At 70.6% G+C, this 23,873-nt stretch carries 24 protein-coding genes; 3 read left to right on the forward strand and 21 right to left on the reverse strand.

Features of this window, described 5'->3' with window-relative positions:
• Window position 1 precedes the first annotated feature (1 nt).
• The 14 genes from ACKTT0_RS03445 to ACKTT0_RS03510 form a co-directional block, all read right to left on the reverse strand.
• A complete protein-coding gene (locus ACKTT0_RS03445; RefSeq protein ID WP_407848145.1) occupies window positions 2–2,209 on the reverse strand; it encodes a xanthine dehydrogenase family protein molybdopterin-binding subunit in 2,208 nt (735 codons plus the stop codon).
• A 13-nt stretch (window positions 2,210–2,222) separates the two neighbouring features.
• On the reverse strand, window positions 2,223–3,221 hold the full coding sequence (locus tag ACKTT0_RS03450) for an FAD binding domain-containing protein (RefSeq protein WP_407848147.1): 999 nt from the start codon (window positions 3,219–3,221) through the stop codon (window positions 2,223–2,225).
• Window positions 3,222–3,225: 4 nt separating this feature from the next.
• Window positions 3,226–3,795, reverse strand: coding sequence for a (2Fe-2S)-binding protein (locus tag ACKTT0_RS03455; RefSeq protein ID WP_407848148.1), 570 nt, complete (start codon window positions 3,793–3,795; stop codon window positions 3,226–3,228).
• A gap of 14 nt (window positions 3,796–3,809) precedes the next feature.
• Window positions 3,810–4,877, reverse strand: a complete 1,068-nt coding sequence (locus tag ACKTT0_RS03460) for an Ldh family oxidoreductase (RefSeq protein WP_407848150.1) — start codon at window positions 4,875–4,877, stop codon at window positions 3,810–3,812.
• Window positions 4,874–6,376, reverse strand: a complete 1,503-nt coding sequence (locus ACKTT0_RS03465; protein WP_407848152.1) for a mannitol dehydrogenase family protein — start codon at window positions 6,374–6,376, stop codon at window positions 4,874–4,876. The genes ACKTT0_RS03460 and ACKTT0_RS03465 overlap by 4 nt, the downstream gene beginning before the upstream one ends.
• 4 nt (window positions 6,377–6,380) lie before the next feature.
• Window positions 6,381–7,592 carry a D-mannonate dehydratase ManD gene (gene manD, locus ACKTT0_RS03470; RefSeq protein WP_028352559.1) on the reverse strand — a complete coding sequence of 404 codons (1,212 nt, stop codon included), beginning with the start codon at window positions 7,590–7,592 and terminating at the stop codon, window positions 6,381–6,383.
• A gap of 58 nt (window positions 7,593–7,650) precedes the next feature.
• Window positions 7,651–9,189 (reverse strand): UxaA family hydrolase, encoded by a 1,539-nt coding sequence (locus ACKTT0_RS03475; protein WP_407848154.1) that lies wholly within the window; start codon window positions 9,187–9,189, stop codon window positions 7,651–7,653.
• 29 nt (window positions 9,190–9,218) lie between these two features.
• Entirely contained in the window at window positions 9,219–10,085 is an 867-nt protein-coding gene (locus ACKTT0_RS03480; protein WP_407848155.1) for a fumarylacetoacetate hydrolase family protein, read from the reverse strand.
• Between the two features lie 46 nt (window positions 10,086–10,131).
• Window positions 10,132–10,878, reverse strand: coding sequence for an SDR family oxidoreductase (locus ACKTT0_RS03485; protein ID WP_407848157.1), 747 nt, complete (start codon window positions 10,876–10,878; stop codon window positions 10,132–10,134).
• Window positions 10,879–10,938: 60 nt separating this feature from the next.
• A complete protein-coding gene (locus ACKTT0_RS03490; RefSeq protein ID WP_407848159.1) occupies window positions 10,939–12,342 on the reverse strand; it encodes a TRAP transporter large permease in 1,404 nt (467 codons plus the stop codon).
• Window positions 12,343–12,368: 26 nt separating this feature from the next.
• Window positions 12,369–13,007 carry a TRAP transporter small permease gene (locus ACKTT0_RS03495; RefSeq protein WP_407848161.1) on the reverse strand — a complete coding sequence of 213 codons (639 nt, stop codon included), beginning with the start codon at window positions 13,005–13,007 and terminating at the stop codon, window positions 12,369–12,371.
• A 66-nt stretch (window positions 13,008–13,073) separates the two neighbouring features.
• Window positions 13,074–14,048, reverse strand: a complete 975-nt coding sequence (locus tag ACKTT0_RS03500) for a sialic acid TRAP transporter substrate-binding protein SiaP (RefSeq protein WP_407848163.1) — start codon at window positions 14,046–14,048, stop codon at window positions 13,074–13,076.
• A 71-nt stretch (window positions 14,049–14,119) separates the two neighbouring features.
• A complete protein-coding gene (locus ACKTT0_RS03505; protein WP_407848165.1) occupies window positions 14,120–15,151 on the reverse strand; it encodes an L-idonate 5-dehydrogenase in 1,032 nt (343 codons plus the stop codon).
• The gene (locus ACKTT0_RS03510) at window positions 15,148–15,852 is read right to left on the reverse strand and encodes a FadR/GntR family transcriptional regulator (RefSeq protein ID WP_407848167.1); all 705 of its coding nucleotides are present in this window, start codon (window positions 15,850–15,852) and stop codon (window positions 15,148–15,150) included. Before ACKTT0_RS03510 ends, ACKTT0_RS03505 begins: the two co-directional genes overlap by 4 nt.
• A 174-nt stretch (window positions 15,853–16,026) precedes the next feature.
• Between ACKTT0_RS03510 and ACKTT0_RS03515 the strand changes: the two genes are divergently transcribed.
• From ACKTT0_RS03515 to pyrF, 3 genes are read left to right on the forward strand one after another with little or no spacing between them, the layout of a single operon-like run.
• Window positions 16,027–16,422, forward strand: a complete 396-nt coding sequence (locus ACKTT0_RS03515; RefSeq protein ID WP_028352568.1) for a diacylglycerol kinase — start codon at window positions 16,027–16,029, stop codon at window positions 16,420–16,422.
• A 34-nt stretch (window positions 16,423–16,456) separates the two neighbouring features.
• Window positions 16,457–17,785: an NAD(P)/FAD-dependent oxidoreductase gene (locus tag ACKTT0_RS03520; protein ID WP_407848168.1), complete on the forward strand. Its 1,329-nt coding sequence runs from the start codon at window positions 16,457–16,459 to the stop codon at window positions 17,783–17,785.
• Window positions 17,786–17,789: 4 nt separating this feature from the next.
• Window positions 17,790–18,608: an orotidine-5'-phosphate decarboxylase gene (gene pyrF / locus ACKTT0_RS03525; protein WP_407848169.1), complete on the forward strand. Its 819-nt coding sequence runs from the start codon at window positions 17,790–17,792 to the stop codon at window positions 18,606–18,608.
• A 34-nt stretch (window positions 18,609–18,642) separates the two neighbouring features.
• Here the strand turns inward: pyrF and ACKTT0_RS03530 are convergent, their stop codons facing one another.
• From ACKTT0_RS03530 to ACKTT0_RS03560, 7 genes are all read right to left on the reverse strand, one after another.
• Window positions 18,643–19,212 carry a CinA family protein gene (locus ACKTT0_RS03530; RefSeq protein ID WP_407848170.1) on the reverse strand — a complete coding sequence of 190 codons (570 nt, stop codon included), beginning with the start codon at window positions 19,210–19,212 and terminating at the stop codon, window positions 18,643–18,645.
• Window positions 19,209–19,715 carry a phosphatidylglycerophosphatase A family protein gene (locus ACKTT0_RS03535; protein WP_407852376.1) on the reverse strand — a complete coding sequence of 169 codons (507 nt, stop codon included), beginning with the start codon at window positions 19,713–19,715 and terminating at the stop codon, window positions 19,209–19,211. The genes ACKTT0_RS03530 and ACKTT0_RS03535 overlap by 4 nt, the downstream gene beginning before the upstream one ends.
• Before the next feature lie 39 nt (window positions 19,716–19,754).
• Complete coding sequence (thiL, locus tag ACKTT0_RS03540; RefSeq protein ID WP_407848171.1) at window positions 19,755–20,732, reverse strand: thiamine-phosphate kinase; 978 nt, start codon at window positions 20,730–20,732, stop codon at window positions 19,755–19,757.
• 41 nt (window positions 20,733–20,773) lie between these two features.
• Complete coding sequence (nusB, locus tag ACKTT0_RS03545; RefSeq protein WP_094807562.1) at window positions 20,774–21,286, reverse strand: transcription antitermination factor NusB; 513 nt, start codon at window positions 21,284–21,286, stop codon at window positions 20,774–20,776.
• Window positions 21,258–21,776: a 6,7-dimethyl-8-ribityllumazine synthase gene (gene ribH / locus ACKTT0_RS03550; RefSeq protein ID WP_028352575.1), complete on the reverse strand. Its 519-nt coding sequence runs from the start codon at window positions 21,774–21,776 to the stop codon at window positions 21,258–21,260. Before ribH ends, nusB begins: the two co-directional genes overlap by 29 nt.
• The gene (gene ribBA / locus ACKTT0_RS03555; RefSeq protein ID WP_407848174.1) at window positions 21,773–22,963 is read right to left on the reverse strand and encodes a bifunctional 3,4-dihydroxy-2-butanone-4-phosphate synthase/GTP cyclohydrolase II; all 1,191 of its coding nucleotides are present in this window, start codon (window positions 22,961–22,963) and stop codon (window positions 21,773–21,775) included. The genes ribH and ribBA overlap by 4 nt, the downstream gene beginning before the upstream one ends.
• A 73-nt stretch (window positions 22,964–23,036) precedes the next feature.
• The gene (locus tag ACKTT0_RS03560) at window positions 23,037–23,810 is read right to left on the reverse strand and encodes a FadR/GntR family transcriptional regulator (protein ID WP_407848176.1); all 774 of its coding nucleotides are present in this window, start codon (window positions 23,808–23,810) and stop codon (window positions 23,037–23,039) included.
• Window positions 23,811–23,873 lie beyond the last annotated feature (63 nt).

Consider the following 23,873-nt stretch of genomic DNA (forward strand, 5'->3'; position numbering starts at 1 on the left):
TTCAGCCCGCCGCGGGCAGCAGGTCCTCGATGCGCACCGGCAATTGCCGCACGCGCACGCCGGTGGCATGGTGGACGGCATTGGCGATGGCGGCGGCGATGCCGGCCAGGCCGATCTCGCCGATGCCGCGCGCGCCCGCGTCGTTCCAGGCGTAGTCGGGGTAATCGAGGAACCTCACGTCCATGCGCGGCGCGTCGGCGTGGGTGGCCATGATGTAGTCGGCCAGGTTGCTGTTGACGGGCGCCCCGGAGCGGTCGTCGTAATGGGTCTGTTCCAGCAGTGCCATGCCCACGCCCATGACGATCGCGCCTTCGATCTGATTGCGCGCCATGCGCGGGTTGATCATGCGGCCGCCGTCGATCACCGTCACCACGCGGGCGACCCGCAGGCGCGCGGTGGCCGGGTGCCAGGCCACTTCGGCGAAATGCGCGCCGTACGAGTTGATCGAATACTGCTTCTTCTGCTCCCGGCCCGAGCCGCCGTGGCCATCGCCGGAAACCGCGGCCACGCCGGCGGCGGCCAGCACCTCGGCCAGCGGCACGCCCGGGCCGACGCTGTCGTCGTGCAACTGCAGGCGGCCATGCCGCAGCCTCAGTTCGTCGGGCTGGCTGCCGGCGAACGGCCCTCTGTCGCCCACTGCCAGCTTGCAGGCGCCCTGCACCGCCTTGCGCGCGGCGGCCAATACCGCCGGCACTACCGAGGCGGTGGCCGCCGAGCCGCCCGAAATCGGGCCGCGCGGCAAGCGCGTATCGCCTAGCTGCACCTGGATGCGATCGGGCGCGATGCCGGTCTCGGCGCTGACCAGTTGCGCCAGCACGGTATAGGTACCGGTGCCGATGTCCTGGGTGGCGCACACCACGCGGGCCGAGCCGTCGGCATGCAGGCTGACGCTGGCGTCGGTCGGCATGCGCAGCCCCAGCCACGAACACGATGCCACGCCCCAGCCCAGCACCAGCTCGCCGTCGCGCATCGAACCGACCGCGGGCGAGCGGTCGCGCCAGCCGAACGTCGCCGCGCCCTGCTGCAGGCATTCGCGCAGATGGCGCGATGAGAACGGCAGGCCGTTGCCTTCGTCGTGGCCGGGCTCGTTGCGCAGGCGCAGCTCGACCGGATCCATGCCGAGCGCGATGGCGAGCTCATCCATGGCCGATTCGAGCGCGTACATGCCCGGCACCGCGCCGGGCCCGCGCATCGACGTGGGCGCGCCGACATGGCGACGCGCCAGGCCGGAACATACCAGCAGGTTGGGCGTGCTGTACATGCGCGGCGTCGCTTCGCCGCAGTTCTCGCGGTAGTCATCCAGTATCGAGGCCTGGCTCAGATAGTGGTGCTGCAGGGCCACCAGCCGGCCCTCCGGCGTGGCACCCAGGCGCAGGCGCTGGCGGGTATACGGGCGGTGGCCGGTGCTGTGGAAGGTCATGGCGCGGCTGACCACCAGCTTGACCGGCCGGCCCAGCAGGCGCGCGGCGACTGGCGCCAGCAGCGAGTGGTTCCAGGCCCACAGCTTGCCGCCGAAACCGGTGCCCAGGTAGTGCGAGACGACTCGCACGTTCTCCTTGCCGGTGCCCAGCATCTGCGCCGCCACGTCGCGATGGTTGACCACGCCCTGGGTCGTCTCATACAGCGTGTAGGCTTGCCCGTCGTACTCGGCGACGCAGGCGTGCAGTTCCAGCGAGTTGTGGGTTTCCACCGGCGTGCAGTAGGTGGCGTCGATGCGCACGGCGGCGTTGGCGTAGGCGGCCGGCGCGTCGCCGCGCCGGCTTTCCACCTCGGAGGTGTCCTCGTCGGCGGGCGGCGCGACGTCGGGCGGCTGGCTGTCGTAGGCCACGCGCACGGCGCGCGCGGCCGCCTGGGCCTGTTCCAGCGTATCGGCCACCACCAGCGCCACGTACTGGCCGTAATAGCGGATGATGTCGTCATCCAGTGGCGGCCGGGCCTCGTCGATGGAACCGCTGGCGGCGCGGTACAGCGGCGGCCGGTTGCCGTGATGCAGGACGGTCCGCACCCCGGGCATGGCCAGCGCCGCTTCGGCCTCCAGGGCCAGGATGCGGCCGTTGGCGACGGTGCTGCATACCGGCACGGCGTAGAGCATGCCGGGCAGCATGAAATCGGCGGTGTAGCGCGCCGCGCCGCTGACTTTCAAGGGGCCGTCGATGCGCGGCAGGGGCTGGCCGATGGCCTCGGGATGAGCGATGCGGGGAGATTCCATGTCGGGTCCTTGCTCAGTGCGGCGGCAGGGCCATGGATAGCGCGTGCGCCAGGCAGCGCCTGGCCAGCTCAATCTTGAAGCCGTTCTGGCTTTGCGGCACGGCGTCGCGCAGCGCGGCGTGGGCTGCCTGCGCATAACGGCCCACGTCCGGCGCCTGGCCGACCAGCAACTGCTCGGCGGCCGGACAGCGCCACGGGCGCGTGCCCACGCCGCCCAGCGCGATGCCGGCCGCCACAATGCACTCCGCGTCGGACTGCAGCACCACCGCGGCCGAGGCCAGGGCGAATTCGTAGGAAGCCCGGTCGCGCAGCTTCAGGTAGGTCGAATGCGTGCCCGGGCGGGGCGCCGGCAGCGTCACGTGGGTAATCAGCTCGCCGTCGCGCAGCGCCGTCTCGCGCTCGGGCGTGTCGCCGGGCAGCAGGAAGAAATCGCGCAGCGCGATGTCGCGCGGCCCGCGCGCGCCATGCACGTGCACGGTGGCGTCGAGCGCCATCAGGGCCACATTCATGTCGGACGGGTTGGTGGCGATGCAGTGCGGGCTGGCGCCCAGCACCGCCAGGTTGCGGTTGTGCCCCGCGATGGCATCGCAGCCGCTGCCGGGCTCGCGCTTGTTGCAGCGCGCCGCGCGGTCGCGGAAATAGACGCAACGGGTGCGCTGCAGCAGGTTGCCGCCGGTGGTGGCCATGTTGCGCAGCTGTGCCGAGGCACCCGCCAGCAGCGCCTGCGACAGCGCCGGGTAATGCCGGGCAATATGCGGATGGCGCGCCAGGTCGGCATTGCGCACCAGGGCGCCGATGCGCGCCCGGCCGTCGGCCAGGACCTCGACCTGGTCCAGGCCCAGCCCGTTGATGTCGACCACATACGCGGGCATCTCGACATCGAGCTTCATCAGGTCGACCAGGGTGGTGCCGCCGGCCAGGAAGCGCACGCGGGTCTCGGGGCGGTCGGGCGCGGCCGCCAGCCGCACGGCTTCGTCGATGTCGGCGGCGCGCAGGTAGTGGAAGGCATGCATGGCGTCACCGGTTCCCGCGCACGTCCTGGATGGCGTCGATGATGTTGGCATACGCGCCGCAGCGGCACAGGTTGCCGCTCATCAGCTCGCGCACCTCGTCGTCGCTGTCGCCGCAGGGTTCGTTCAACAGCGCCGCCGCCGACATGATCTGCCCGGCGGTGCAATAGCCGCACTGGTAGCCGTCGCGCGCCACGAAGGCGGCCTGCAGCGGGTGCGGCGCGCGGGCATCGCCCAGGCCTTCGATGGTGGTCACGGCGCGGCCGCCCGCGGCGGCCGCCAGCACCAGGCAGGCGTTGACGCGCCGCCCGTCGAGGTGCACCGTACAGGCGCCGCACTGGCCGTGGTCGCAGCCCTTCTTGGTGCCGGTCAGGTGCAGGGTTTCGCGCAGGGTGTCCAACAGGGTGGCGCGCGGGTCCAGCCGCAGCGCGTGCTCTACCCCGTTGACGCGCAGGGTGGTGGAAATGGCGCCGCCGCCCGGGCCGTGGGCGTGCGGCGCGTCGCCGGAGGGATAAGACATGGGGAGGCTCCTGGCTGCGTGTGGCGGGAATGCGGCAGGCGCTACAGCAAGCAGCATGCCTGCCCGGCCGCTCAGGCGCAAGCGGGCGGCGCCGTGCCCAGCCGTTCACTCCAGTGCAGAAATTCCCGCCACAAACCCGGCTCGACCGGGATGCCGCCGCGTCGGCGCGCCGCCTCCGCCGCCTGTTCCGGGTCACCCGGCATGCGTGGCTGGCCGGGCTGCGCGGCCAGTTCGGCGGCCATCAGCGCCACCACGGCCGCCAATTGCGCGCCGCCGGCAAAACGCTGCGGATCCAGCACGATGAAAAAGGCGCCCAGCCGGCGCGGCTCGTCCAGTTGCTCGTACATGGGCGTGATATGCGGGCCATACGGGTTGCCATGCAGCGGCCCGCACAGCAGCTCGATCATCAGCGCCAGCCCGTAGCCCTTGTAGCCTTGCTGCGCGCCGCCCAGCGGCCGCAGCGCCCGCGCCGCGCGCGGATCGGTGGCCTCGCGGCCGTCCGCGTCCAGTGCCACGCCGGGCGGCAGCGCATGGCCCTCGCGGCGCGCGTTCATGACCCGATTCCACGGAATGGCGGTGGAGGCCATGTCCAGGCACACCGGCGGCCCGTCCTGGCGCGGGACCGCGATGGAGATGGGGTTGGTGCCCAGGAACGGCGCGTGGCCGCCGAACGGCGCGGCAATGGAATCCGCATGCGTGAACGCCAGGCCGACCAGCCCGGCCTCCGCGGCCGCGCGGCTGTACAGGCCGACCGCGCCGCAATGCGAGGAGTCGCTGACGCCCACGGCCGCCACCCCTGTCTCGCGCGCGATCTCCATGGCCAGGCGGTTGGCGCGGTGCGCCACCACGATGCCCAGCCCCTGTCCGCCATGCACCTGCGCGGTGGCGGGGCCGCTGCGCACGATGCGCACGGCGGGGCGTGGCAAGATCGAACCGTGCGCCAGGCGGTTGAGATAATGCGGCAGGCGCGCGATGCCATGCGAGTCGATGCCCCACAGGCTGGTCTGCACCAGGCTGTCGGCCAGGCAGGCCGCGTCGTCGGACGGCACGTCGAGCGCGTGCAGGCAGCGCCGCGCCCACTCGCGCAGCGCGGGCGCGGCGCTGCAATGCGGCGCCGCGGCGGCAGAAGTCTCGTTCACAGGGCCTCCCGGGCGGCGGCGCGCGCGCCATGCCGCCGCATGATGGATGCGTGGCGCGCCACGGCATCGACGAATGCCGCATGGCCGGCCAGGTCGCCGAATACCGGCGCATAGCTGACCAGGGCGCGTGCGCGCGCCGCATCGGCGGCGGCGCCCTCGCCCGCCGCCGCCACGCGGGCGCGCAGTTCGGCGGCGAGCGGGTCCTCGATCTGGTAGGACGCGCCGCGTTCGTCGTGGCCGCCCAGGTATTGCAGCCAGGCGGCCACGGCGAGCGCCAGCCGCTCGAAGCCCGCGCCGGCGCGCAGGCGGTCGCGCAAGGTGTCCAGCAGGCGCTGCGGCAGCTTCTGCGAGCCATCCATGGCGATCTGCTGCAAGCGGTGCGGCAGCGCCGGATTGGCGAAGCGCGCCAGCAGGCGGGCGCGCAGCGCGTCGGGCGCGAGGCCCGGCGTGGCCGGCAGCGTGGGCGCGATCTCGTCGCGCATCAAGGCGTCCAGGTAGCCACGCAGCGCGGGCTCGGCGACGGCCTCGCTGACCGTGGCGAAGCCGGCCGAGACGCCCAGGTACGCCAGCGCCGAATGCGGCCCGTTCACCATGCGCAGCTTCAAGCGCTCGAAGGGCGCGGCGTCGGCCACGAAACGCGCGCCGCCGGGCTGGTCCCAGGCGGGCCGCCCGGCGGCGAAGCGGTCCTCGATGATCCATTCCAGGAACGGCTCGCCGACCACTGGCCAGGCGTCGGCCACGCCCAGGCGCGCGGCAATGCGCCGCCGGTCGTCGTCGGAGCTGCGCGGCACGATGCGGTCAACCATGGAATTGGGAAACGTGCAGTGGCGCGCGATCCAGTCGCGCAGGCGCGGTGCGACGGCGGCCGCGAACTCCAGCACCAGGCCGCGCAGCGTGTCGCCGTTGGCGGGCAGGTTGTCACACGACAGCAGCGTGACCGGCCCGCGGCCGGCCGCATGGCGCACCCGCAGGCCATGCACCAGCATGCCGATGGCGCTGCGCGGCGCGTCGGGGCGGACCAGGTCATGGATGATGTCGGGGTCATCGCCGCGCAGCCTTCCCGTGGCCGGCTCGTGGCAATAGCCCTTCTCGGTCACGGTCAGGCTGACGATGCGCGTGTCGGGATGGGCGATCTGCGCCAGCACCGCGGCGGGGTCCTCGGCCGCCACCAGCACGCGCCGCACCGCGCCGATCACCGCCAGCGCCTCGCGCGGCCGGCCCGCCGCGTCGACGTCGCGCAGCGACAGCGTGTACAAGCCATCCTGCGGCGCCAGCGCGTCGCGCGTCGCCGGACTGCGCAACGATACGCCGACAATGCCCCAGCGCCGGTCGCCGCTGGCGGCCAGGGCCAGGTCGGTCACGGGCGCCTGGTGAGCGCGGTGGAAGGCGCCCATGCCCAGGTGCACGATGCCGGCGCGCAGCCGCCGCCGGTCGTAGGCGGGGCGCGCCACGTCGGCCGGCAGGCCGGCCAGGCTGGCGGCGTTCAGTCGGCCGGCCATGGCGCTACCAGTGCCACAGCGTGCCGTCGTGGGCCTGCCGGTTGACCGGCAGGTAGGCGCGCTGGTACGGATACCTGGCGGCCAGTTTCTCGTCGATCTCCACGCCGTGGCCCGGCGCCTCGCCCGGGTGCAGCATGCCGTCGGCGAAGGTATAGGCGTGCGGAAACACCGCGTCGGTTTCGTCGGTATGGCGCATGTACTCCTGGATGCCGAAATTGGGCACCCACAAGTCGAAATGCAGCGCCGCGCCCATGCACACCGGCGACAGGTCGGTGGCGCCGTGGCAGCCGGTGCGCACCTGGTACAGCGCCGCCAGGTCGGCGATGCGGCGCAGGTGCGTGATGCCGCCGGCATGCACCACGGTGGCGCGGATATAGTCGATCAGCTGGTTCTGGATCAGGTCCTTGCAATCCCACAGGGTATTGAAGATCTCGCCGACCGCCAGTGGCGTGACGGTGTGCTGGCGGATCAGCCGGAACGCCTCCTGGTTCTCGGCCGGGGTGGCGTCCTCCAGCCAGAACAGCCGGTAGGGCTCGAGCGACTTGCCCAGCCGGCCGGCCTCGATCGGCGTGAGGCGATGGTGCACGTCGTGCAGCAGGTGAGTGTCCCACCCCACCGCGTCGCGCACGCGCTCGAACAGCCGCGGCACGTGGTCCAGGTATTTCTCGGTGCTCCAGTCGTGCTCGGAGGGCAGGTCGGCGTCGGCCGGCTCGTAGAACATGCGGCCGCGGCCCACGCCGTACACGGCATTCAGCCCGGGCACGCCGCTCTGCGCGCGGATGGCGCGATAGCCCATGTCGCGGTAGCGCAGCACCTCGTCGACGGTCTCGTCGATGTCGCGGCCGTTGGCGTGGCCGTAGACCATCACGCCGGTGCGGCTGCGCCCGCCCAGCAACTGGTACAGCGGCATGCCGGCCGCCTTGGCCTTGATGTCCCACAGCGCCGTGTCGACCGCCGCGATGGCGGACATGGTGACCGGCCCGCGCCGCCAGTAGGCGCCGCGATAGAGGAACTGCCAGATGTCCTCGATCTGGTGCGCGTCGCGCCCGATCAGGCAGGGCGCCACGTGGTCGGCCAGGTAGCTGGCCACGGCCAGCTCGCGGCCGTTCAGCGTGGCATCGCCGATGCCGGTCAGGCCCTCGTCGGTCTCGATCTTGAGCGTGACGAAGTTGCGGCCTGGACTGCAGACGATGACGCGTGCATTGCTGATCTTCATGAAGAACCCGTTTGCGTGAACTGGGCGCGCGGCCCCGCGCCGCGCGCCGGAAATGACGCTACATCACCGCCCCCAGCTGCCAGGGCACGAATTCGTTCTGCCCGTAGCCGTGGATCTCGCTCTTGCTGCGGCGCCCGGACGCGGTATCCAGCATCAGGCGGAAAATGCGCTCGCCCATGGCCTGCACATCGCTGCTGCCGTCCACCACTTCGCCGCAATTGATGTCGATGTCGTCCTCCTGGCGCCGCCACAACTCGGTATTGGTGGCCAGCTTCAACGAGGGCGCCGGCGCGCAGCCATAGGCCGAACCGCGCCCGGTGGTGAAACAGATCAGGTTGGCGCCGCCCGCCACCTGGCCGGTGGCCGAGACCGGGTCGTAGCCGGGCGTGTCCATGAACACCAGGCCGCGCGCCGTGACGGGCTGCGCGTATTCATACACATCGACCAGGTTGGAGGTGCCGCTCTTGGCGATGGCGCCCAGGGATTTCTCCAGGATGGTGGTCAGGCCGCCCGCCTTGTTGCCGGCCGACGGGTTGTTGTCCATCTCGGCATCGTTGCGGGCGCAATAGTCTTCCCACCAGCGCAGCCGCGCCAGCAGCTTGTCGGCAACCGCCGGCGACGCCGCGCGGCGCGTCAGCAGGTGCTCGCCGCCGTAGATTTCCGGCGTCTCCGACAGGATGGCGGCGCCGCCGTGGCGCACCAGCAGGTCCACCGCCGCGCCCAGCGCAGGGTTGGCGCTGATACCCGAGTAGCCGTCCGAGCCGCCGCATTGCAGGCCGACCGTCAGGTGGCTGGCGGGCACCGGCACGCGCTGCGCGCGGTTGGCGTCCTCCAGCATGCGCTCGACCAGTTCGATGCCGCGCGCCACGGCGCGGCGCGTGCCGCCCGTGCCCTGGATGCTGAAGGTCTGCAGGCGGCCGCTTTGCTGCAAGCCCTCCTGTTCCATCAGGCCGCCGATCTGGTTGGTTTCGCAGCCCAGCCCCACCACCATCAGCGCGGCGAAATTGGGATGGCGCGCGTAGCCTCCCAGGGTGCGGCGCAACACCCGCAGCGGCTCGCCGTCGCTGCCGGTGGCGCAGCCGGCGCCGTGCGTGAGCGCCACCACGCCGTCGACATGCGGATAGGCCGCCAGCGCCTCGGGCCGGATATCGCGCCGGAAATGGTCGGCGATGGCGCGCGCCACCGTGGCCGAGCAATTCACCGAGGTCAGCACGCCGATATAGTTGCGCGTGGCGACGCGGCCATCGGGACGCACGATGCCCTGGAAGCCGGCCGGCTCGGCGACGTAGCGGGTGGGATGCGCGTCCCGCCCCACCGCATAGTCGCGCTCGAAATCGGAGAACGCCAGGTTGTGCGTGTGCACGTGCTGGCCGGGCGCGATGTCCTGGCGCGCCACGCCGATGACCTGGTTGTAGCGCCGCACCGGCTCGCCGGCGGCGATGGCGCGCACGGCCACCTTGTGGCCTGGCGGCACCAGGCCGGCCACGCTGATGCCTTCGGCGGGCAGCGGCGTGCCGCCCACCAGCTGGCGCCGCGCGATGACGACGTTGTCGGCGGGGTGAATGCGGATGACGGGATTGTCGCCGGGCGCGTCCATGGCGTGGGCTCCTGTTCAGGTGGATCGACCTAGCCGTCGATCAGTTCCGGATCCCACGCGTGCACGCGCTGCTGCTGTTCGCCCAGGCCGGCGATACCCAGGCGCATCACGTCGCCCGGCTGCAGATACACGGCGGCGGGTTTCTGGCCCATGCCCACGCCCGGCGGCGTGCCGGTGCTGATCAAATCGCCCGGATACAGCGTCATGAAGCGGCTGACGTAGCTGACCAGTTGGGCCACGCCGAACACCATGGTGCGCGTGTTGCCGTTCTGCATGCGCTTGCCGTTGACTTCCAGCCACAGGTCCAGCGCCTGCGGGTCGGCCACTTCGTCGGCCGTGACCAGCCAGGGCCCCACCGGGCCGAAAGTGTCGCAGCCCTTGCCCTTGTCCCAGGTGCCGCCGCGCTCGATCTGGTATTCGCGCTCGGACAGGTCGTTGACGACGCAGTAGCCGGCCACGTGGGCCAGCGCATCGGCTTCTGCCACATAGCGCGCCTGGCGTCCGATGACCACGCCCAGCTCGACCTCCCAGTCGCTCTTGCGCGAGTCGCGCGGCAGCACGACCGCATCGTTGCAGCCGATCACCGCGCTGGTCGTCTTCATGAAAATGACCGGCTCCTGCGGCACCGGCAAGCCGGACTCGGCCGCGTGGTCGGCGTAGTTCAGCCCGATGCAGACGAACTTGCCCATGCCGCGCCACGGCGGCGCGATGCGGCCGGGCCGCTCGACCACCGGCAGCGCTTCCGCCTGCAGGGCGCGCAGCGGCGCCAGGCCGGCTTCGGTGAGCGTGTCGGCCGTGATGTCGGCGATCGTGCCGGACAGGTCCCGCACGCGGCCCTGCGCGTCGACCAGGCCGGGCTTCTCGGCGCCCTTGGCGCCATATCGCATCAGTTTCATCAGTGGTTTCCTCGTGGTGATACAGGTAATTGCGTGTGCGCGGACCTCAATTGGACCAGCCCCCGTCGATGACCTGGGCCGTGCCGGTGGTGAACGCCGATTCATCGCTGGCCAGGTAGACCGCCAGGGCGGCGATCTCCTCGGCGCGGCCGATGCGGCCCATGGGCTGGCGGGCCACGAAGGCGGCTTCCACGGCGGCGTCGCTCTGGCCGCTGGCGCGCGCCTGCGCGGCAATGCGCTGGCGCAGCGAAGGCGACTCGACCGTGCCGGGGCAGATGGCATTGCAGCGCACGCCCTGCCCCACGAAATCCGCCGCCACGGATTTGGTCAGGCCGATGACGGCCGCCTTGGTGGTGCCGTACACGAAGCGGTTGGGCGCGCCCTTCACGCTGGAGGCCACCGAGGCCATGTTGACGATGGAACCGCCGCCGCGCGCGACCATGCCGGGCAGGAAGGCGCGGATCAGCCGGTACATGGCGCGCACATTCAGGTCGAAGGAAAAATCCCAGGCCGCTTCATCGCAGTCGAGGATGGTGCCGGCATGCACGAAGCCGGCGCCGTTGAACAGCACGTCCACCGGACCGGCCTCGGCCGCCGCGCGGGCCACCGCCTGCGCATCGGTCACGTCGAGCACCTGCGTCGCGCAGCCGGCCAGGTCGTGCAGCGACTGCGGGTTCAGGTCGGTCGCGACAACCCGCGCGCCCTCGCGGGCGAACGCCAGGGCGGTGGCGCGGCCGATGCCTTGTCCGGCCGCGGTCACGAACGCGGCTTTTCCTTCCAATCTGCCAGCCATGCCAGGAACTCCTCGATACAGGTCAACAGCCGGCGGCCGCGCCGGCGACGAATCCCGCCATCAGCGTCCGCCCACCAGATCGGGCAGCCACATGCTGACGCCGGGCAGGTAGGTGATGACGATCAGCGCGAGAAACAGCGGCACCAGCCACGGCAGGATCGCCATGGTGGTGCGCTCCACCGACAGCTTCGAGACCCGCGCCAGCACGAACAGCACCATGCCCAGCGGCGGATGCAGCAAGCCGATCATCAGGTTCAGCGTCATCACCAGGCCGAAGTGGATCGGGTCGATGCCCAGCTTCAGCACCAGGGGCAGCAGGATCGGTACCAGGATGGTGATGGCCGCGATGGTGTCGATGAAGCAGCCCACTACCAGGATCAGCACGTTGGCCAGCAGCAGGAACACCCATTTGTTGTCGGTCACGGCCAGGATGGCGTCGGTCAGGGCCTGGGCGGCCTGGGTGGTGGTGAGCAGCCAGGCGAACACCGAGGCGGCGGTCACGATGAACAATACCGACGCGGTGGTCTCGATGGTGTCGAAGGTGGCCTTGGCCAGCGTGCGCAGGGTCATGGAGCGGTAGCGCACCAGGCCCAGGAACAGCGCCCAGATCACCGCCGCCACCGCAGCCTCGGTGGGCGTGAACCAGCCCATCGTCATGCCGCCGATCAGGATCACCGGCGCCATCAGCGCCATGACGGCCGAAAAATCGAAGTACCAGTCGGCCGCCAGCAGCGCCGCGAATGCGACCAGGGTGGCGACATTGGCCGACATGCCATAGCGCGTCATCAGCCAGATGGTGAACGGGAAGGCCAGCACCACCAGCACTTCCACCGAGGCGCCGCCCAGGCGCTTCCAGTTGAACGGCACGTCGCCGCCCCAGTTGTTCTTGCGGGCGAAATAGGCCACGGTGAACATCATCAGCAGCGTCAGCACCGCGCCGGGCACCACGCCGGCCAGGAACAGCGAGCCGATCGACACATTGGCCATCATGCCGTAGATGACGAACGGCAGCGACGGCGGCAGGATGGGGCCCAGCGTGGCCGAGGCCGCGGTGACGCCCACCGCGAACTCGGTCTGGTAGCCATGGTCCTTCATGGCCTTGATCTCGATGGTGCCCAGGCCGGCCGCGTCGGCGATGGCGGTGCCCGACATGCCGGCGAACACCACCGACCCGACGATATTCACCTGGCCCAGCCCGCCGCGCATCCAGCCCACCAGGGCGACCGCGAAGTTGTAGATGCGGCCGGTGATGCCGGCGATGTTCATCAGGTTGCCGGCCAGGATGAAGAACGGCACCGCCAGCAGCGGGAACGACTCCACGCCGGCGATCATGCGCTGGGCCACCACCACGTCGGGCACGCTGCCCGACCACAGCACGAAAAACAGCGAGGCGCCGGCCATCGAGACAGCCACCGGCACGCCGAAGATCATCAACAACAAGAAGGTTCCGATCAAGATTCCCATACTGGCTCCTCGTCGCGCGCGGCGCGTCAGTCCTGGCTCTGGTAGGCGGCGGGGTTCTCCAGCGCGGAATACCCCTGGCGCCAGTTCTGCACGCTGACCTGCACCGAGCGCACGAACATCATCACGAAGCCGGCCAGGGCCAGCCAGTACACATACGCCTTGTTCCAGAAGATGGTGGTCATGGGCTCCACGCCCACCAGGTCGATGTAGCGGTACACCAGCCAGACGGCATAGCCGAAGAACACCGTGCGCAGGCCATCGATCAGGGTGGCCAGCACGCGCGCCAGGCCCTTGGGCAGGTAGCGGTACAGGAAATCCACCTGGATGTGGCGGCACATCCGCACGCACATGGCCGAGCCCATGAACACCACGCCGATCAGCGCGTAGACGGCCAGTTCCTCGGTCCAGGCGAACGAATCGTTGAGCACGTAGCGCGTGAAGAACTGCAGGAAGACCAGCGCCCCCATGACCCAGAACAGGGCCAGGCAGAACCAGTCCTCGAACGCGTAGCCGGACAGGCTGACATGCTGCTGCTGTTCGTCGGCCTCTTCGAAACTGTGGACGATGGACTCGACCGTGGTCTGGTGCGATTCAGCCGCGGCGCGCCCGTCCTCGCCCCGGTACTGGGCCATGGCCGGCGGCGCGGCCCCGCTGTCGATGTGCATGGCATTCCCCTGTCGGTTGCTGGCCGGCCAGGCCGGCGCGACGCCAGCCCGGCGGCGCGCTTACGCTTACTTGACGGCCTGGATCTGGTCCCAGTCGGCCTTCTCGTAGCCGTACTGCTCGAACGGCACTTTCTTCAGCACGGTGTCGCGAAAGCCCGCCGTGTCGACTTCCGCCACGTTCAGGCCCTTCTGGCGGAACACCTCCACCAGCTCCTTCTCGCGCTTGGCGACTTCCACCGACGCGGTGGCGGCGGCTTGCTGGGCCACTTCGGCGAAGATCTTGCGGTCCTCCTCGGACAGGCTCTTCCAGAGCTTGCCGGAGATGACCGTGTTGAGATGGTCGACGATGTGGCCGGTCAGCACGATATTCTTCTGCACCTCGTAGAACTTCTTGGCCTCGATGGTGGTGAGCGGGTTCTCCTGCGCCTCGACGGTGCCGTTCTGCAGCGCCAGGTAGACTTCGGCGAAGGCGATCGGCGAGGTATTGGCACCGCAGGCGCGCGGCATCGCCAGGTAGGCCGGCACGTCGGGCACGCGCATCTTCAGGCCCTGCATTTCCGGGCAGGTGGTGAAGGGGCGGTTGGAAGTGGTGTGGCGCGTGCCGTAATACGTGGTGGCGACGATGTGGTTGCCGCTTTTCTCCTGGTAGCCCTGAGTCAGCGTCTTGTAGATATCGCTCTTGGTGTAGGCCAGCAGGTGCTCGGGATCGCGGAAGGTGTAGGGATAGTAGGTGACGCCGATGCGCGGGAAGCTCTTGGCGGCGAAGCTGGAGCCGGAAATGATCATGTCCACCGTGCCCAGCGTCAGGCCCTGGTTGATGTCGTTTTCCTTGCCGAGCTGCGAGGCCGGGTAAACGTCGATGTGGTAGCGGCCATTGGTGCGCTTCTCGATTTCCTTGGCCGCCCACACCGAACTGGTATGGAAGGGCTCGGAAGTCTCGTACACGTGCGCCCACTTCAGCTTGGTCTGGGCCAGCGCGCTACCCGTTGCGGCCAGCGCGACGGCGGCCAGTAGCGCCTTGACGGCATTGCCTTGCTTCATCGTTGTCTCCTCTCGTGAGGTTGAGCAGGTGGCGGCGTGTTGTTATCGGTTGCCGCTGCCTTTGGTGGTGGTCAGGATTCACATACGAGCTGCACCTTGGTACTGCGCGCGCGGTCGGCGGCCAGTTCGAAGGCCTCGGCCGCGCGTTCGAGCGGCAACTGCGCGCTCATCAACGGCCGCACATCGACCCTGCGCGTGCGCAGGAACGTGACGGCCCAGTCGAATTCGATGCCGGCGCGGAACGCGCCGACATAGTCCAGTTCGCGCGCCATGATGTCGTTGGCGGGGAACGGCATGCCCCCGGCCGGCAAGGTGCCGACCTGGACGATGCGCCCGCCGCGGCGCACGGCCGCCAGGCAGGTGCCCAGCGCGGCGGGACTGCCGGCCGCCTCGATCGCCACGTCGGCCAGGCCGGCCAGGCCGTCCGCTGCCGCGGCGTCGACGCGCACGGTATCGTCGGCGCCCACCTGGCGCGCCATCTGCAGCGGCCGCTCGGCGATGTCGGCCACCACGATGCGCGCGGCGCCCGCCAGGCGCGCGGCGATGACGGTCATGCAGCCGATGGTGCCGCCGCCGGTGACCAGCACGGTCTTGCCCAGCAGCGGCCCGGCGCGGTTCACGCCGTGCAGGCCGATGGACAGCGGCTCGGCACAGGCCAGTTCGCCCAGCGAGATGTCTTCGTCGACGGGGGTGAGCTGGCGCTCGCCCATCACGAAGCGCTCGCGGAACATGCCTTGCACATGCGGATAGACGCTGGCGCTGCCCAGGAAACGCATGTTGCGGCACAGGTTGTCGCGCCCGGCGCGGCAGTAGTCGCACTGGCCGCACGGATGCGAAGGGTTGATGGCGACCTTCATGCCGGCGCGCACGCGCGTGACCGCGCTGCCCGCGCGCAGCACCACGCCCGACGCCTCGTGGCCGGGAATGAGCGGCTCTCGGATGACGAACGCGCCGACGCGCCCGTGCAGGTAATAGTGCAGGTCCGACCCGCAGATGCCGGCCGCGCCCAGCCGCAGCTCGACGTCGTGCGGCGCCAGCGGCGGCGGCTCGTCGGGTTCCAGGCGCAGGTCGCGCGCGCCGTGTATCTTGCAGGCCAGCGTCATGGTTTCACCTTGTCGGCGGCGGGCGCCCAGTTGGCGGTGAGGCGGTCGTGCGAACGCGACAGGTGGTGGTGCATGGCCTCGCGCGCGCGCGCGGCGTCGCCGGCGGCGATCGCCTCGACGACGCGCTGATGCTCGGCGATGGCGGCCTCCCAGCTGGCCGGGTTCTCGAAGTAATCGCCCAGCTTGACCGACAGCGGGTTGTGGCGTTCGTCGAACAGCTCGCCCACCACCCGCAGCAGCACGGAATTGCCGGATATCTCGGCGATGCGCAAGTGGAACAGGCGGTCGCCCTGGATCGGCACCTGCCCCGCGGCGGCCTCTTCTTGCATGGCCTGCAGCGCCTCGCGCAGCCCGGCCACCTGGGCGGGCCGCGCCAGTTCGGCCGCCTGTGCCGCCAGCTCGCTCTCGATGAGGCGGCGCGCCCGGATGGTCTCGAGCGGGCTTTCCGCCACCACGCTGTCGGCCGCCACCCGGCTGCGCACGTAGATGCCCGACCCCATGCGCACCTCGACCAGGCCCTCGACTTCCAGCGCGATCAGCGCCTCGCGCACCGACGGGCGCGAGACGCCCAGCTTGAGCGCCAGGTCGCGCTCCGGCGGCAGGCGCGCCCCGACCGGGAATTCGCCGCCCTGGATCAGCAGCCGCAACTGGTCGGCGATCTGGCGGTACAGGCGGCGCGGCTCAATGGGCTGAAAGGGCATATAAGCGGCAAGAAGGTAAAGTGGCCTTACCAATTTCCCGCATCTTGCGCCCAAGCCTGCTTCCGTCACAATTAGGGTTTGCGCGTAGGCCCGCCGGCGCGCCCGCGCCGCCACGTCGGCAATGCGAATCTGTTAAAAACGACGCGCCGAACGAATCGCCCACCTGACGCCTTCATGTCCCACCATCCGCACCCCTCCCCCTACAAGAGCTCCGGCGGCCTGCGCCGCATCCTCAACGCGCTGCGCTATTCGCTGCAGGGGCTGCGCGCCGCCATCAAATACGAGGCCGCGTTCCGCCAGGAACTGGCGCTGGCGATCCTGCTGATCCCGGCCGCGTTCTTCCTGGGGCGCACCACCGACGAGGTGTTCATCCTGATCGCCTCGGTGATCCTGGTGCTGGTCGTGGAACTGCTCAATTCGGCCATCGAGGCCGTGGCCGACGCCCTGTCGGTGGAAACCCACACCCTGCTGGGCCGGGCCAAGGACCTCGGCAGCGCGGCGGTCATGCTGATGCTGCTGTTCACCGTGGCGGTCTGGGCCGGCGTGGCGATCAGCCGCTTCTTTTTATGAGCCCGCGCCGCGGCTATCCCTCTATACTCGACGCATGGCTAACGACACATCCCGGCCGGCGTCCGGCCCCGCGCATCGCGTAGTCATCGTCGGCGGCGGCGCCGGCGGCCTGGAGCTGGCCGCCAAGCTGGGGCGCGCATATGGCCCGCAGTGCGTCACCCTGGTCGACAGCCGCCCCATCCACATCTGGAAGCCCTCGCTGCACGAAGCGGCGGCCGGCACCCTGGATATCTACCAGGAAGGCCTGTCGTACCTCATGCTGGCCAACCTGTGCGGCTTCACGTTCGCGCTGGGCGAGCTGCAGGCGGTGGACCGCGAGCGCCGCGCCGTCAGTATCGCGCAGGTGCTCGACGCGCAGGGCGACATGGTGCTGCCGCAGCGCGAGCTGCCCTATGACACCCTGGTGCTGGCGCTGGGCAGCGTCTCGAACTTCTTCAATACGCCGGGCGCCGCGCAGCACGCGGTGACGCTCGACACCACCGAGAACGCCGAGGAATTCCGCCTGACCATGCTCAAGGCCATGGTGCAAGTGGACCAGGCCAAGGTGCGCGATCCGTCGGCCCGGCTGGATATCGTGATCGTGGGCGGCGGCGCCACCGGCGTCGAACTGGCGGTCGAGCTGCACGAAGCCGGCGGCGTCGTGGCCGCCTACGGCCTGCCGAATTTCCGGGCCGACCGCGACCTGGTCATCACCCTGGTGGAAGGCGCGCCGCGCATCCTGGCCGCCCTGCCCGAGAAAATCTCGCGCGCCGCGCACACGCGCCTGACCGAGCTGGGCATCCGGGTCGAGACCGACTGCCGGGTCGCCGAAGTAACCGCGCACAGCGTCAAGACCGCCGACGGGCGCGAATTCGACGCGGCGCTGTGCATGTGGGCGGCCGGCATCCAGGGCCTGCCGCTGATGGCCTCGCTGGACATGCCGCTGAACCGGCTGGGCCAGCTGGTGGTGAACGAACGGCTGGAATCGCCCGACCCGCACATCCTGGCGCTGGGCGACTGCTGCGCGGCGCCGATGGGCGAAGGCCGCAGCGTGCCGGCCCGGGCCCAGGCCGCGCACCAGCAGGCCAGCTACCTGCGCCGCAAGATCGGCGCGCGCATCCGCGGCCAGGCCGAACCGCAGGCCGCGTATGTGTACCGCGACCATGGCTCGCTGGTTTCGCTGGGGCAGGACGCCGGGGTGGGCAGCCTGATGGGCAAGCTGGCCGGCCGCGGCCTGTTCGTCAGCGGTACACTGGCGCGCTTGATGTACATGAGCCTGCACCTGATGCACCACCACGCCGTGCTGGGCACCTGGCGCACCGCCACGCTGGCGCTGGCGCGCCTGCTCATGCGGCGCACGCACCCGCGGGTCAAACTGCACTGAATCCATGACTTTCATTCAAAAACTCGAACAGGCCTGGGCGGCCGGCAACACCCTGCTGCAAGTCGGGCTGGACCCGGATCCGCAGCGCTTTCCGCGCGAGCTGGACGGCAAGCCCGACGCCATCTTCCAGTTCTGCCGCGAAATCGTCGACGCCACCGCGCCCTACGCCTGCAGCTTCAAGCCGCAGATCGCCTATTTCGCCGCCCATCGCGCCGAAGACCAGCTCGAGGCGCTGTGCGAGCACATCCGCGCGCGCCACCCCGGCCTGCCCATCGTGCTGGACGCCAAGCGCGGCGATATCGGCTCGACCGCCGAGCACTACGCGCGCGAAGCCTATGAACGCTACGGCGCGCATGCGCTGACGGTCAGCCCCTACATGGGGCTGGACTCCATCGAACCGTACCTGGGCTGGAAAGACCGCGGCGTGATCGTGCTGTGCCGCACCTCGAACCCGGGCGGCTCGGACCTGCAGTTCCTGAAGCTGGACGACGGCGAGCCGCTGTACCTGCGGGTGGCCGGCCTGGTGGCCGACAAATGGAATGCCGACGGCCAATGCGGCCTGGTGGTCGGCGCCACCTTCCCCAACGAACTGGCCGCGGTGCGGCAGCGCATCGGCGACGCCGTGCCGCTGCTGGTGCCGGGCATCGGCGCGCAGGGCGGCGACATCACCGCCACCGTGAACGCCGGCCGCAGCGCGGCCGGCACCGGCATGATGATCAATTCCTCGCGCGCCATCCTGTACGCCAGCGGCGCCGACGACTGGCGCCAGGCCGCGGCCGACGCCGCGCGCGGGCTGCGCGACGCGATCAACGCGGTCAGGTAGGCGCGGCCGCTGGGGCTTCTGGAGGGAACAGGCGCTAGGGCCGGCTGCGGTTGACCGGCTCGCCGATCAGCTCCAGCAAGCCGCGCAGCGCATAGACCACCGACCCCTGGCGGACCTGGGCGCGGTCGCCCGGAAACACCTGCGTGAAGGCGCGCGAGGTAATGCCGTCGGCGCCGCGCATGGCGAAGCCGAAGCACACCATGCCCACCGGCTTGCCCGGCGTGGCGCCGCCGGGGCCGGCGATGCCGGTGGTGGAGGCGGCGATCTGCATGCCGGAGCCGGCCAGCAGCACCCCGTTGGCCATCTCCAGCGCGACCGCCTCGCTGACGGCGCCGTGGCGATCCAGGGTGTCGGCCGACACGCCGAGTTCCGCCACCTTGGCGGCATTGCTGTAGGTGACGAAGCCGCGCTCGAACCATGCGCTGGAACCCGCCACGGCGGTGACGGCCCCGGCCAGCAGGCCGCCGGTGCAGGATTCGGCGGTGCCCATCACCCAGCCGCGGCGTTGCAGGGCCGCCCCCAGGCGTTCGGCCAGGCCCAGCGCCTGGGCCTGCGACAGCGAGGCCGGCGCCAGCCCCGGCACGGGCTTGTGCTGCGTACTCATGCGAAGACTCCCAGGCGCACGATGATCGCCATGACCAGCAAGGCATAGGCGGCCGCCACGATGTCGTCCCACATGACGCCGAAGCCGCCCTTGACCTTGGCATCAAAGTATTTGATGGGCGGCGGCTTGGCAATATCGAACAGGCGGAACAGCGCGAACGCCAGCAACTGCGCGGCGAAGGTGTCGGGCGTGAGCCACAGCACCAGCCAGAAGGCCACCATCTCGTCCCACACAATGCCGACGTGGTCGTGCACCTGCAGTTCGCGGGCCACGCGCTGGCATGCCCAGCAGCCGTGGGCGAACGCCACCGCCAGGAAGATCGCCAGGGCCAGGTCCGAGGCGGCTGGCGCGGCGGCGGCCCAGATCAGCCAGGCCAGCAGCGTGCCCCAGGTGCCCGAGGCGGGCCGCAGCAGGCCGCTGCCGAAGCCGAAGGCAATCAGGCGGCCGGGGTCGCGCGCCACCCAGCGCGCCGGGGGAAAGGTCACGCGCGCCCGGGCGCTCATGGAGGGAGAGGACGAATCGCCGGAAGCTGAGGACATGGATCAGGAAGCAAGGAAATGGTCGAAGCCGCGCGGCAGGTCGGCAAGGGGCTGGCCATCGGCATCGGCCACCACGATGCCGGGGCGCGGGTCGATGCGGCCGATGGTGGTCACCGGCACGCCGGCCGCGGCCGCGGCGGCCTGGACGCGATCGCGATCGCCGGGCGCGGCCGTGAAACACAGCTCGTAGGCGTCGCCACCGCCCAGCACCGCGCGCGACACCGTCGCCGGCGCCAGGCCGTGCAGCGAGGACGCGACCGGCAGGGCCGCATACGCCAGGCGGGCGCCGACCCCGCTGGCCTCGAGCACATGCCCCAGGTCCTGCAGCAGGCCGTCGGAAATATCGATGGCGGCGTGGGCCAGCCCGCCCAGCGCCTGCCCCAGGGCCACGCGCGGCTCGGGCCATTCGAGCGCGCGGCGCGTGGCGGCGAGCCGTTGCGGGTCGGCCGGCAACTGGCCATCGAGCAGGCGGTAGGCGATGTCGGCGGCGCCCAGCGCGCCCGACACCCAGATGTCGTCGCCGGCGCGCGCGGCGTCGCGGCGCAGCGCGCGTTCGGGCGCGACCGCGCCGAACACGGTGACGCTGATGGCCAGGTCATGCGGGCTGCGGGTGGTGTCGCCGCCCATCAGCGGGCAGCCGTGCCGGTCGGCCAGGCCGTGGAAGCCCTGGGCGAAGCCGGCCAGCCAGGGCTCGCTGGCCTGCGGCAGGGCCAGCCCCAGCACGCAGCCGATCGGGCGGGCGCCCATGGCGGCCAGGTCCGACAGGTTGACGGCCAGCGCCTTGTGTCCCAGCGCCGCCGGATCGACGTCGGGAAAGAAGTGGCGGCCCTGGATGAGCAGGTCGGTGCTGGTGGCGATCTGCATGCCGGCCGGTACCGGGAACAGCGCGCAATCGTCGCCCACGCCCAGCATGCCGGCCGGCGCGGGCCGGGTGAAGTAACGCGCGATCAGGTCGAATTCGGACGCCACGATGGTCTCCATGCCAGCGCGCGGGCGGACGCCGGCCGGCCCGCCCCGGCGGGTCAACTCTGGCGCCGTTGCGCCGCCGCGGCCCGCACCTCGTCCGCGCGGACATCGGCGGCCAGCTTGTCGAGCACCCCGTTGACGAACTTGAAGCCGTCGGTGCCGCCGAACGACTTGGCCAGCTCGACCGCCTCGTTGATGGCGACCTTGTAGGGCACTTCGAGGTGGTGCGCCAGCTCGTAGCTGCCGATCAGCAGGATGCCGTGCTCGACCGGCGAGAGCTCGTCGAGCGGGCGGTCGATATAGGGCGTGAAGCGTTCGCGCAGGCCGGGCGCCTCGCGCAGCACGCCGTGCAGCAGCGTCTTGAACCACTGCGCGTCGGCTTCGGAGAAATCGTCGGCATCGCGCAGGTGCGCGTCGATTTCGCCGGCGTCCTGCGTGCCCTCGCCGCCGCGCAGCAGCCAGGCGTACACCCCCTGCAGCGCGAACTCGCGGGCGCGGCGGCGCGCGCTGCGGGCGCTGGCGCGCGCCTGCGCCGCGCTATCAGCGGCGGTCGTCTTCTTCGTCGTCAAAATCTTCGTCCTCGTCTTCGTCGTCTTCTTCGGGCTCGAGCGCCGCCACCAGGTTGGCCATCTCGACGGCCGTCTGGGCGCAGTCGCGGCCCTTGCCCGCGGCGCGGGCCTGCGCCTGCTCGTCAGTATCGACGGTCAGGACGCCGTTGGCCACCGGAATGCCGGTTTCCAGGGAAATGCGGGAAATCGCCCGCGCCATCTCGTTGCTGACCACCTCGAAATGATAGGTCTCGCCACGGATGACCGCCCCCAGGGCGATGAGCGCGTCGAATTCGAAGGTCTCGGCCATGTGCGACAGCGCCACGCCCAGTTCGAGCGCGCCGGGCACCGAGACGACCATGATGTCGCGCTCGTCCACGCCCATCTCGCCCAGCTGTTGCAGGCAGGCGTCCAGCTCGGCCTGGCCGATTTCCTCGTTGAAGCGGGCACGCACGATGCCGATGTGCAGCCCTTCGCCGTTCAGGTCGGGGGTAAGGATGTAAGGATTCATGTGTCGGCCTTGGTCTGGGTGGCGGGGGTGGAGGGGTCGCAATCGTAACCCGTAATGGTGAGCGAGAAGCCGGCCATGCTGGGCATTTTGCGCGGGCGCGCCAGCAGCCGCATGCGGCCGACGTTCAGGTCGCGCAGGATCTGCGCGCCGATGCCGTAGGTGCGCAGCCCGTAGCGGTCGCCGTCGCGGCTGGCCTGGCGCGGGTCGGGCTCGGCCCAGCCGGCGATCTGCTGGAACAGGTGCTCGGTGGACGATTGGCAGTTCATCAGCACCACCACCCCCGCGGGCGACTCGGCGATGGCGCGCAGCGCGCGGCCCACGCCCCAGCTGTGGGCGGTGGCGCCGGTGTCGAGCGCGTCGAGGATGGAGGCCGGCTCGTGCACGCGCACCAGGGTCTCGGCCTGCGGGTCGATGGCGCCGTGCACCAGCGCCAGGTGCGCCGAGCCGCTGGCGGTGTCCTTGTAGGCCACGGCGCGGAACTCGCCCCAGGCGGTGTGCATGGGGCGCTCGCCCACGCGCTGCACGACCGATTCGTGCTCGCTGCGGTACTGGATGAGGTCGGCGATGGTGCCGATCTTCAGGTCGTGCTGGCGCGCGAACCGGACCAGGTCGGGCAGGCGCGCCATGGTGCCGTCAGGGTTGAGGATCTCGCAGATGACGGCGGCCGGCGTCAGGCCCGCCATGGCGGTGAGGTCGCAGCCGGCCTCGGTGTGGCCGGCGCGCACCAGCACGCCGCCGGGCACCGCCCGCACCGGGAAGATGTGGCCGGGCTGGACCAGGTCGCTGGGCTTGGCGTCGCGCGTCACCGCCACGCGGATGGTGTGGGCGCGGTCGGCCGCCGAGATGCCGGTCTCGACGCCTTCGGCGGCCTCGATCGACTGGGTGAAGTTGGTGCCGTAGCGGGTGCCGTTGCGGCTGGCCATGAGCGGCAGGTCGAGCTGGCGGCAGCGTTCTTCGGTAAGGGTCAGGCACACCAGGCCGCGGCCGTGGGTGACCATGAAATTGATGGCTTCGGGCGTGACGAATTCGGCGGCCATGACCAGGTCGCCCTCGTTTTCGCGGTCTTCTTCGTCGACCAGGATGACGATGCGGCCGGCGCGCAATTCGGCGATGATCTCGGCCACCGAGGCGATGCCGAAGGATTCCGGGGCGGAGCCGGGGGCGATGGAGGCGAGCGGGGCGGACATGGGATCTGCAGACAGGCGGGAAAACCTTGATTTTACCGCCCCTGGGGCGGGCCGGAACGGCGGCGCGGCCGGGTCAGTCGCCGAACAGGTTCTTGCGGATCAGCACCAGGTGCTCGGTGATCAGCCTGCGCGACTGGTCCAGGTCGCGGTTCTTGAGCGCCTCGACGATGGCGCGGTGCTGCGCCATGTACTGGCGATGCCGCTCGGGCGTGTAGCTGCGCTCTTTCAGGACCCCCCAGCCGCCGTCCGTGCGGGCCTTGCCGACCAGGTCCAGGATATGGATGAAGAAGGAGTTGTGCGTGGCCACGGCAAACAGCCGGTGCAATTCGTGGTCCAGCTGCTCGAATTCGGCCATGGTGCCGGCCTGCTCGGCCCGGCGCAGGCACTGCTCCATGGCCAGGAAGTCATCGGCGCGCGCGTTGCGCACGATCAGTTCCGGCAGCAGGGGCTCGATGTACAGGCGCGCCTCCAGCAGCTCGGCCGGGCTGGCGAGCCTGGGCAGGCCGGCCGGCGCCGCCAGGCCGTCGGACATCGGCTGCACGAACGTGCCGCTGCCGCGCACGCTGACGACCCGGCCTTCGGTTTCCAGTTGCTTGAGCGCCCTGCGCACGGTGCCGCGCGAGATGCCGAATTGCTCGGCCAGCGCGCGCTCGGCCGGCAGCCGGGCCCCGGGCGGCAGCGCGCCGCTCGAGAGTTGTTCGCCAAGGGCCTGCAGGAACCGCCTGGCGGCCTGCGAGCCGGCGGGCGCGAAGGCTGTCGCGGAGCCCTCCGGGCGCGCCGGATCTGCTGCCGGGGTGCCCTGCGTGCAGGGTTGCTCGAGCGCGGACGAGAGCACCTGGCTGCTCATGGCATTTCACACGGGATGGCTGGTATTCCTGGGATGGACGCCGCCCACGGGCGGCGTCCATAC

It is taken from the genome of Bordetella saccharivorans (assembly GCF_045862855.1).
Taxonomy (GTDB): domain Bacteria; phylum Pseudomonadota; class Gammaproteobacteria; order Burkholderiales; family Burkholderiaceae_B; genus Bordetella_A; species Bordetella_A petrii_F.

Bases quoted from the DNA above. Each gene is read 5' to 3' on its own strand.
- ACKTT0_RS03445 (WP_407848145.1), bottom strand. From the start codon at position 2,209: ATGGAATCTCCCCGCATCGCTCATCCCGAGGCCATCGGCCAGCCCCTG.
- ACKTT0_RS03450 (WP_407848147.1), bottom strand. From the start codon at position 3,221: ATGCATGCCTTCCACTACCTGCGCGCCGCCGACATCGACGAAGCCGTG.
- ACKTT0_RS03455 (WP_407848148.1), bottom strand. From the start codon at position 3,795: ATGCTGCTTGCTGTAGCGCCTGCCGCATTCCCGCCACACGCAGCCAGG.
- ACKTT0_RS03465 (WP_407848152.1), bottom strand. From the start codon at position 6,376: ATGGCCGGCCGACTGAACGCCGCCAGCCTGGCCGGCCTGCCGGCCGAC.
- manD (WP_028352559.1), bottom strand. From the start codon at position 7,592: ATGAAGATCAGCAATGCACGCGTCATCGTCTGCAGTCCAGGCCGCAAC.
- ACKTT0_RS03475 (WP_407848154.1), bottom strand. From the start codon at position 9,189: ATGGACGCGCCCGGCGACAATCCCGTCATCCGCATTCACCCCGCCGAC.
- ACKTT0_RS03480 (WP_407848155.1), bottom strand. From the start codon at position 10,085: ATGAAACTGATGCGATATGGCGCCAAGGGCGCCGAGAAGCCCGGCCTG.
- ACKTT0_RS03485 (WP_407848157.1), bottom strand. From the start codon at position 10,878: ATGGCTGGCAGATTGGAAGGAAAAGCCGCGTTCGTGACCGCGGCCGGA.
- ACKTT0_RS03490 (WP_407848159.1), bottom strand. From the start codon at position 12,342: ATGGGAATCTTGATCGGAACCTTCTTGTTGTTGATGATCTTCGGCGTG.
- ACKTT0_RS03495 (WP_407848161.1), bottom strand. From the start codon at position 13,007: ATGCACATCGACAGCGGGGCCGCGCCGCCGGCCATGGCCCAGTACCGG.
- ACKTT0_RS03500 (WP_407848163.1), bottom strand. From the start codon at position 14,048: ATGAAGCAAGGCAATGCCGTCAAGGCGCTACTGGCCGCCGTCGCGCTG.
- ACKTT0_RS03505 (WP_407848165.1), bottom strand. From the start codon at position 15,151: ATGACGCTGGCCTGCAAGATACACGGCGCGCGCGACCTGCGCCTGGAA.
- ACKTT0_RS03510 (WP_407848167.1), bottom strand. From the start codon at position 15,852: ATGCCCTTTCAGCCCATTGAGCCGCGCCGCCTGTACCGCCAGATCGCC.
- ACKTT0_RS03515 (WP_028352568.1), top strand. From the start codon at position 16,027: ATGTCCCACCATCCGCACCCCTCCCCCTACAAGAGCTCCGGCGGCCTG.
- ACKTT0_RS03520 (WP_407848168.1), top strand. From the start codon at position 16,457: ATGGCTAACGACACATCCCGGCCGGCGTCCGGCCCCGCGCATCGCGTA.
- pyrF (WP_407848169.1), top strand. From the start codon at position 17,790: ATGACTTTCATTCAAAAACTCGAACAGGCCTGGGCGGCCGGCAACACC.
- ACKTT0_RS03530 (WP_407848170.1), bottom strand. From the start codon at position 19,212: ATGAGTACGCAGCACAAGCCCGTGCCGGGGCTGGCGCCGGCCTCGCTG.
- ACKTT0_RS03535 (WP_407852376.1), bottom strand. From the start codon at position 19,715: ATGAGCGCCCGGGCGCGCGTGACCTTTCCCCCGGCGCGCTGGGTGGCG.
- thiL (WP_407848171.1), bottom strand. From the start codon at position 20,732: ATGGAGACCATCGTGGCGTCCGAATTCGACCTGATCGCGCGTTACTTC.
- ribH (WP_028352575.1), bottom strand. From the start codon at position 21,776: ATGAATCCTTACATCCTTACCCCCGACCTGAACGGCGAAGGGCTGCAC.
- ribBA (WP_407848174.1), bottom strand. From the start codon at position 22,963: ATGTCCGCCCCGCTCGCCTCCATCGCCCCCGGCTCCGCCCCGGAATCC.
- ACKTT0_RS03560 (WP_407848176.1), bottom strand. From the start codon at position 23,810: ATGAGCAGCCAGGTGCTCTCGTCCGCGCTCGAGCAACCCTGCACGCAG.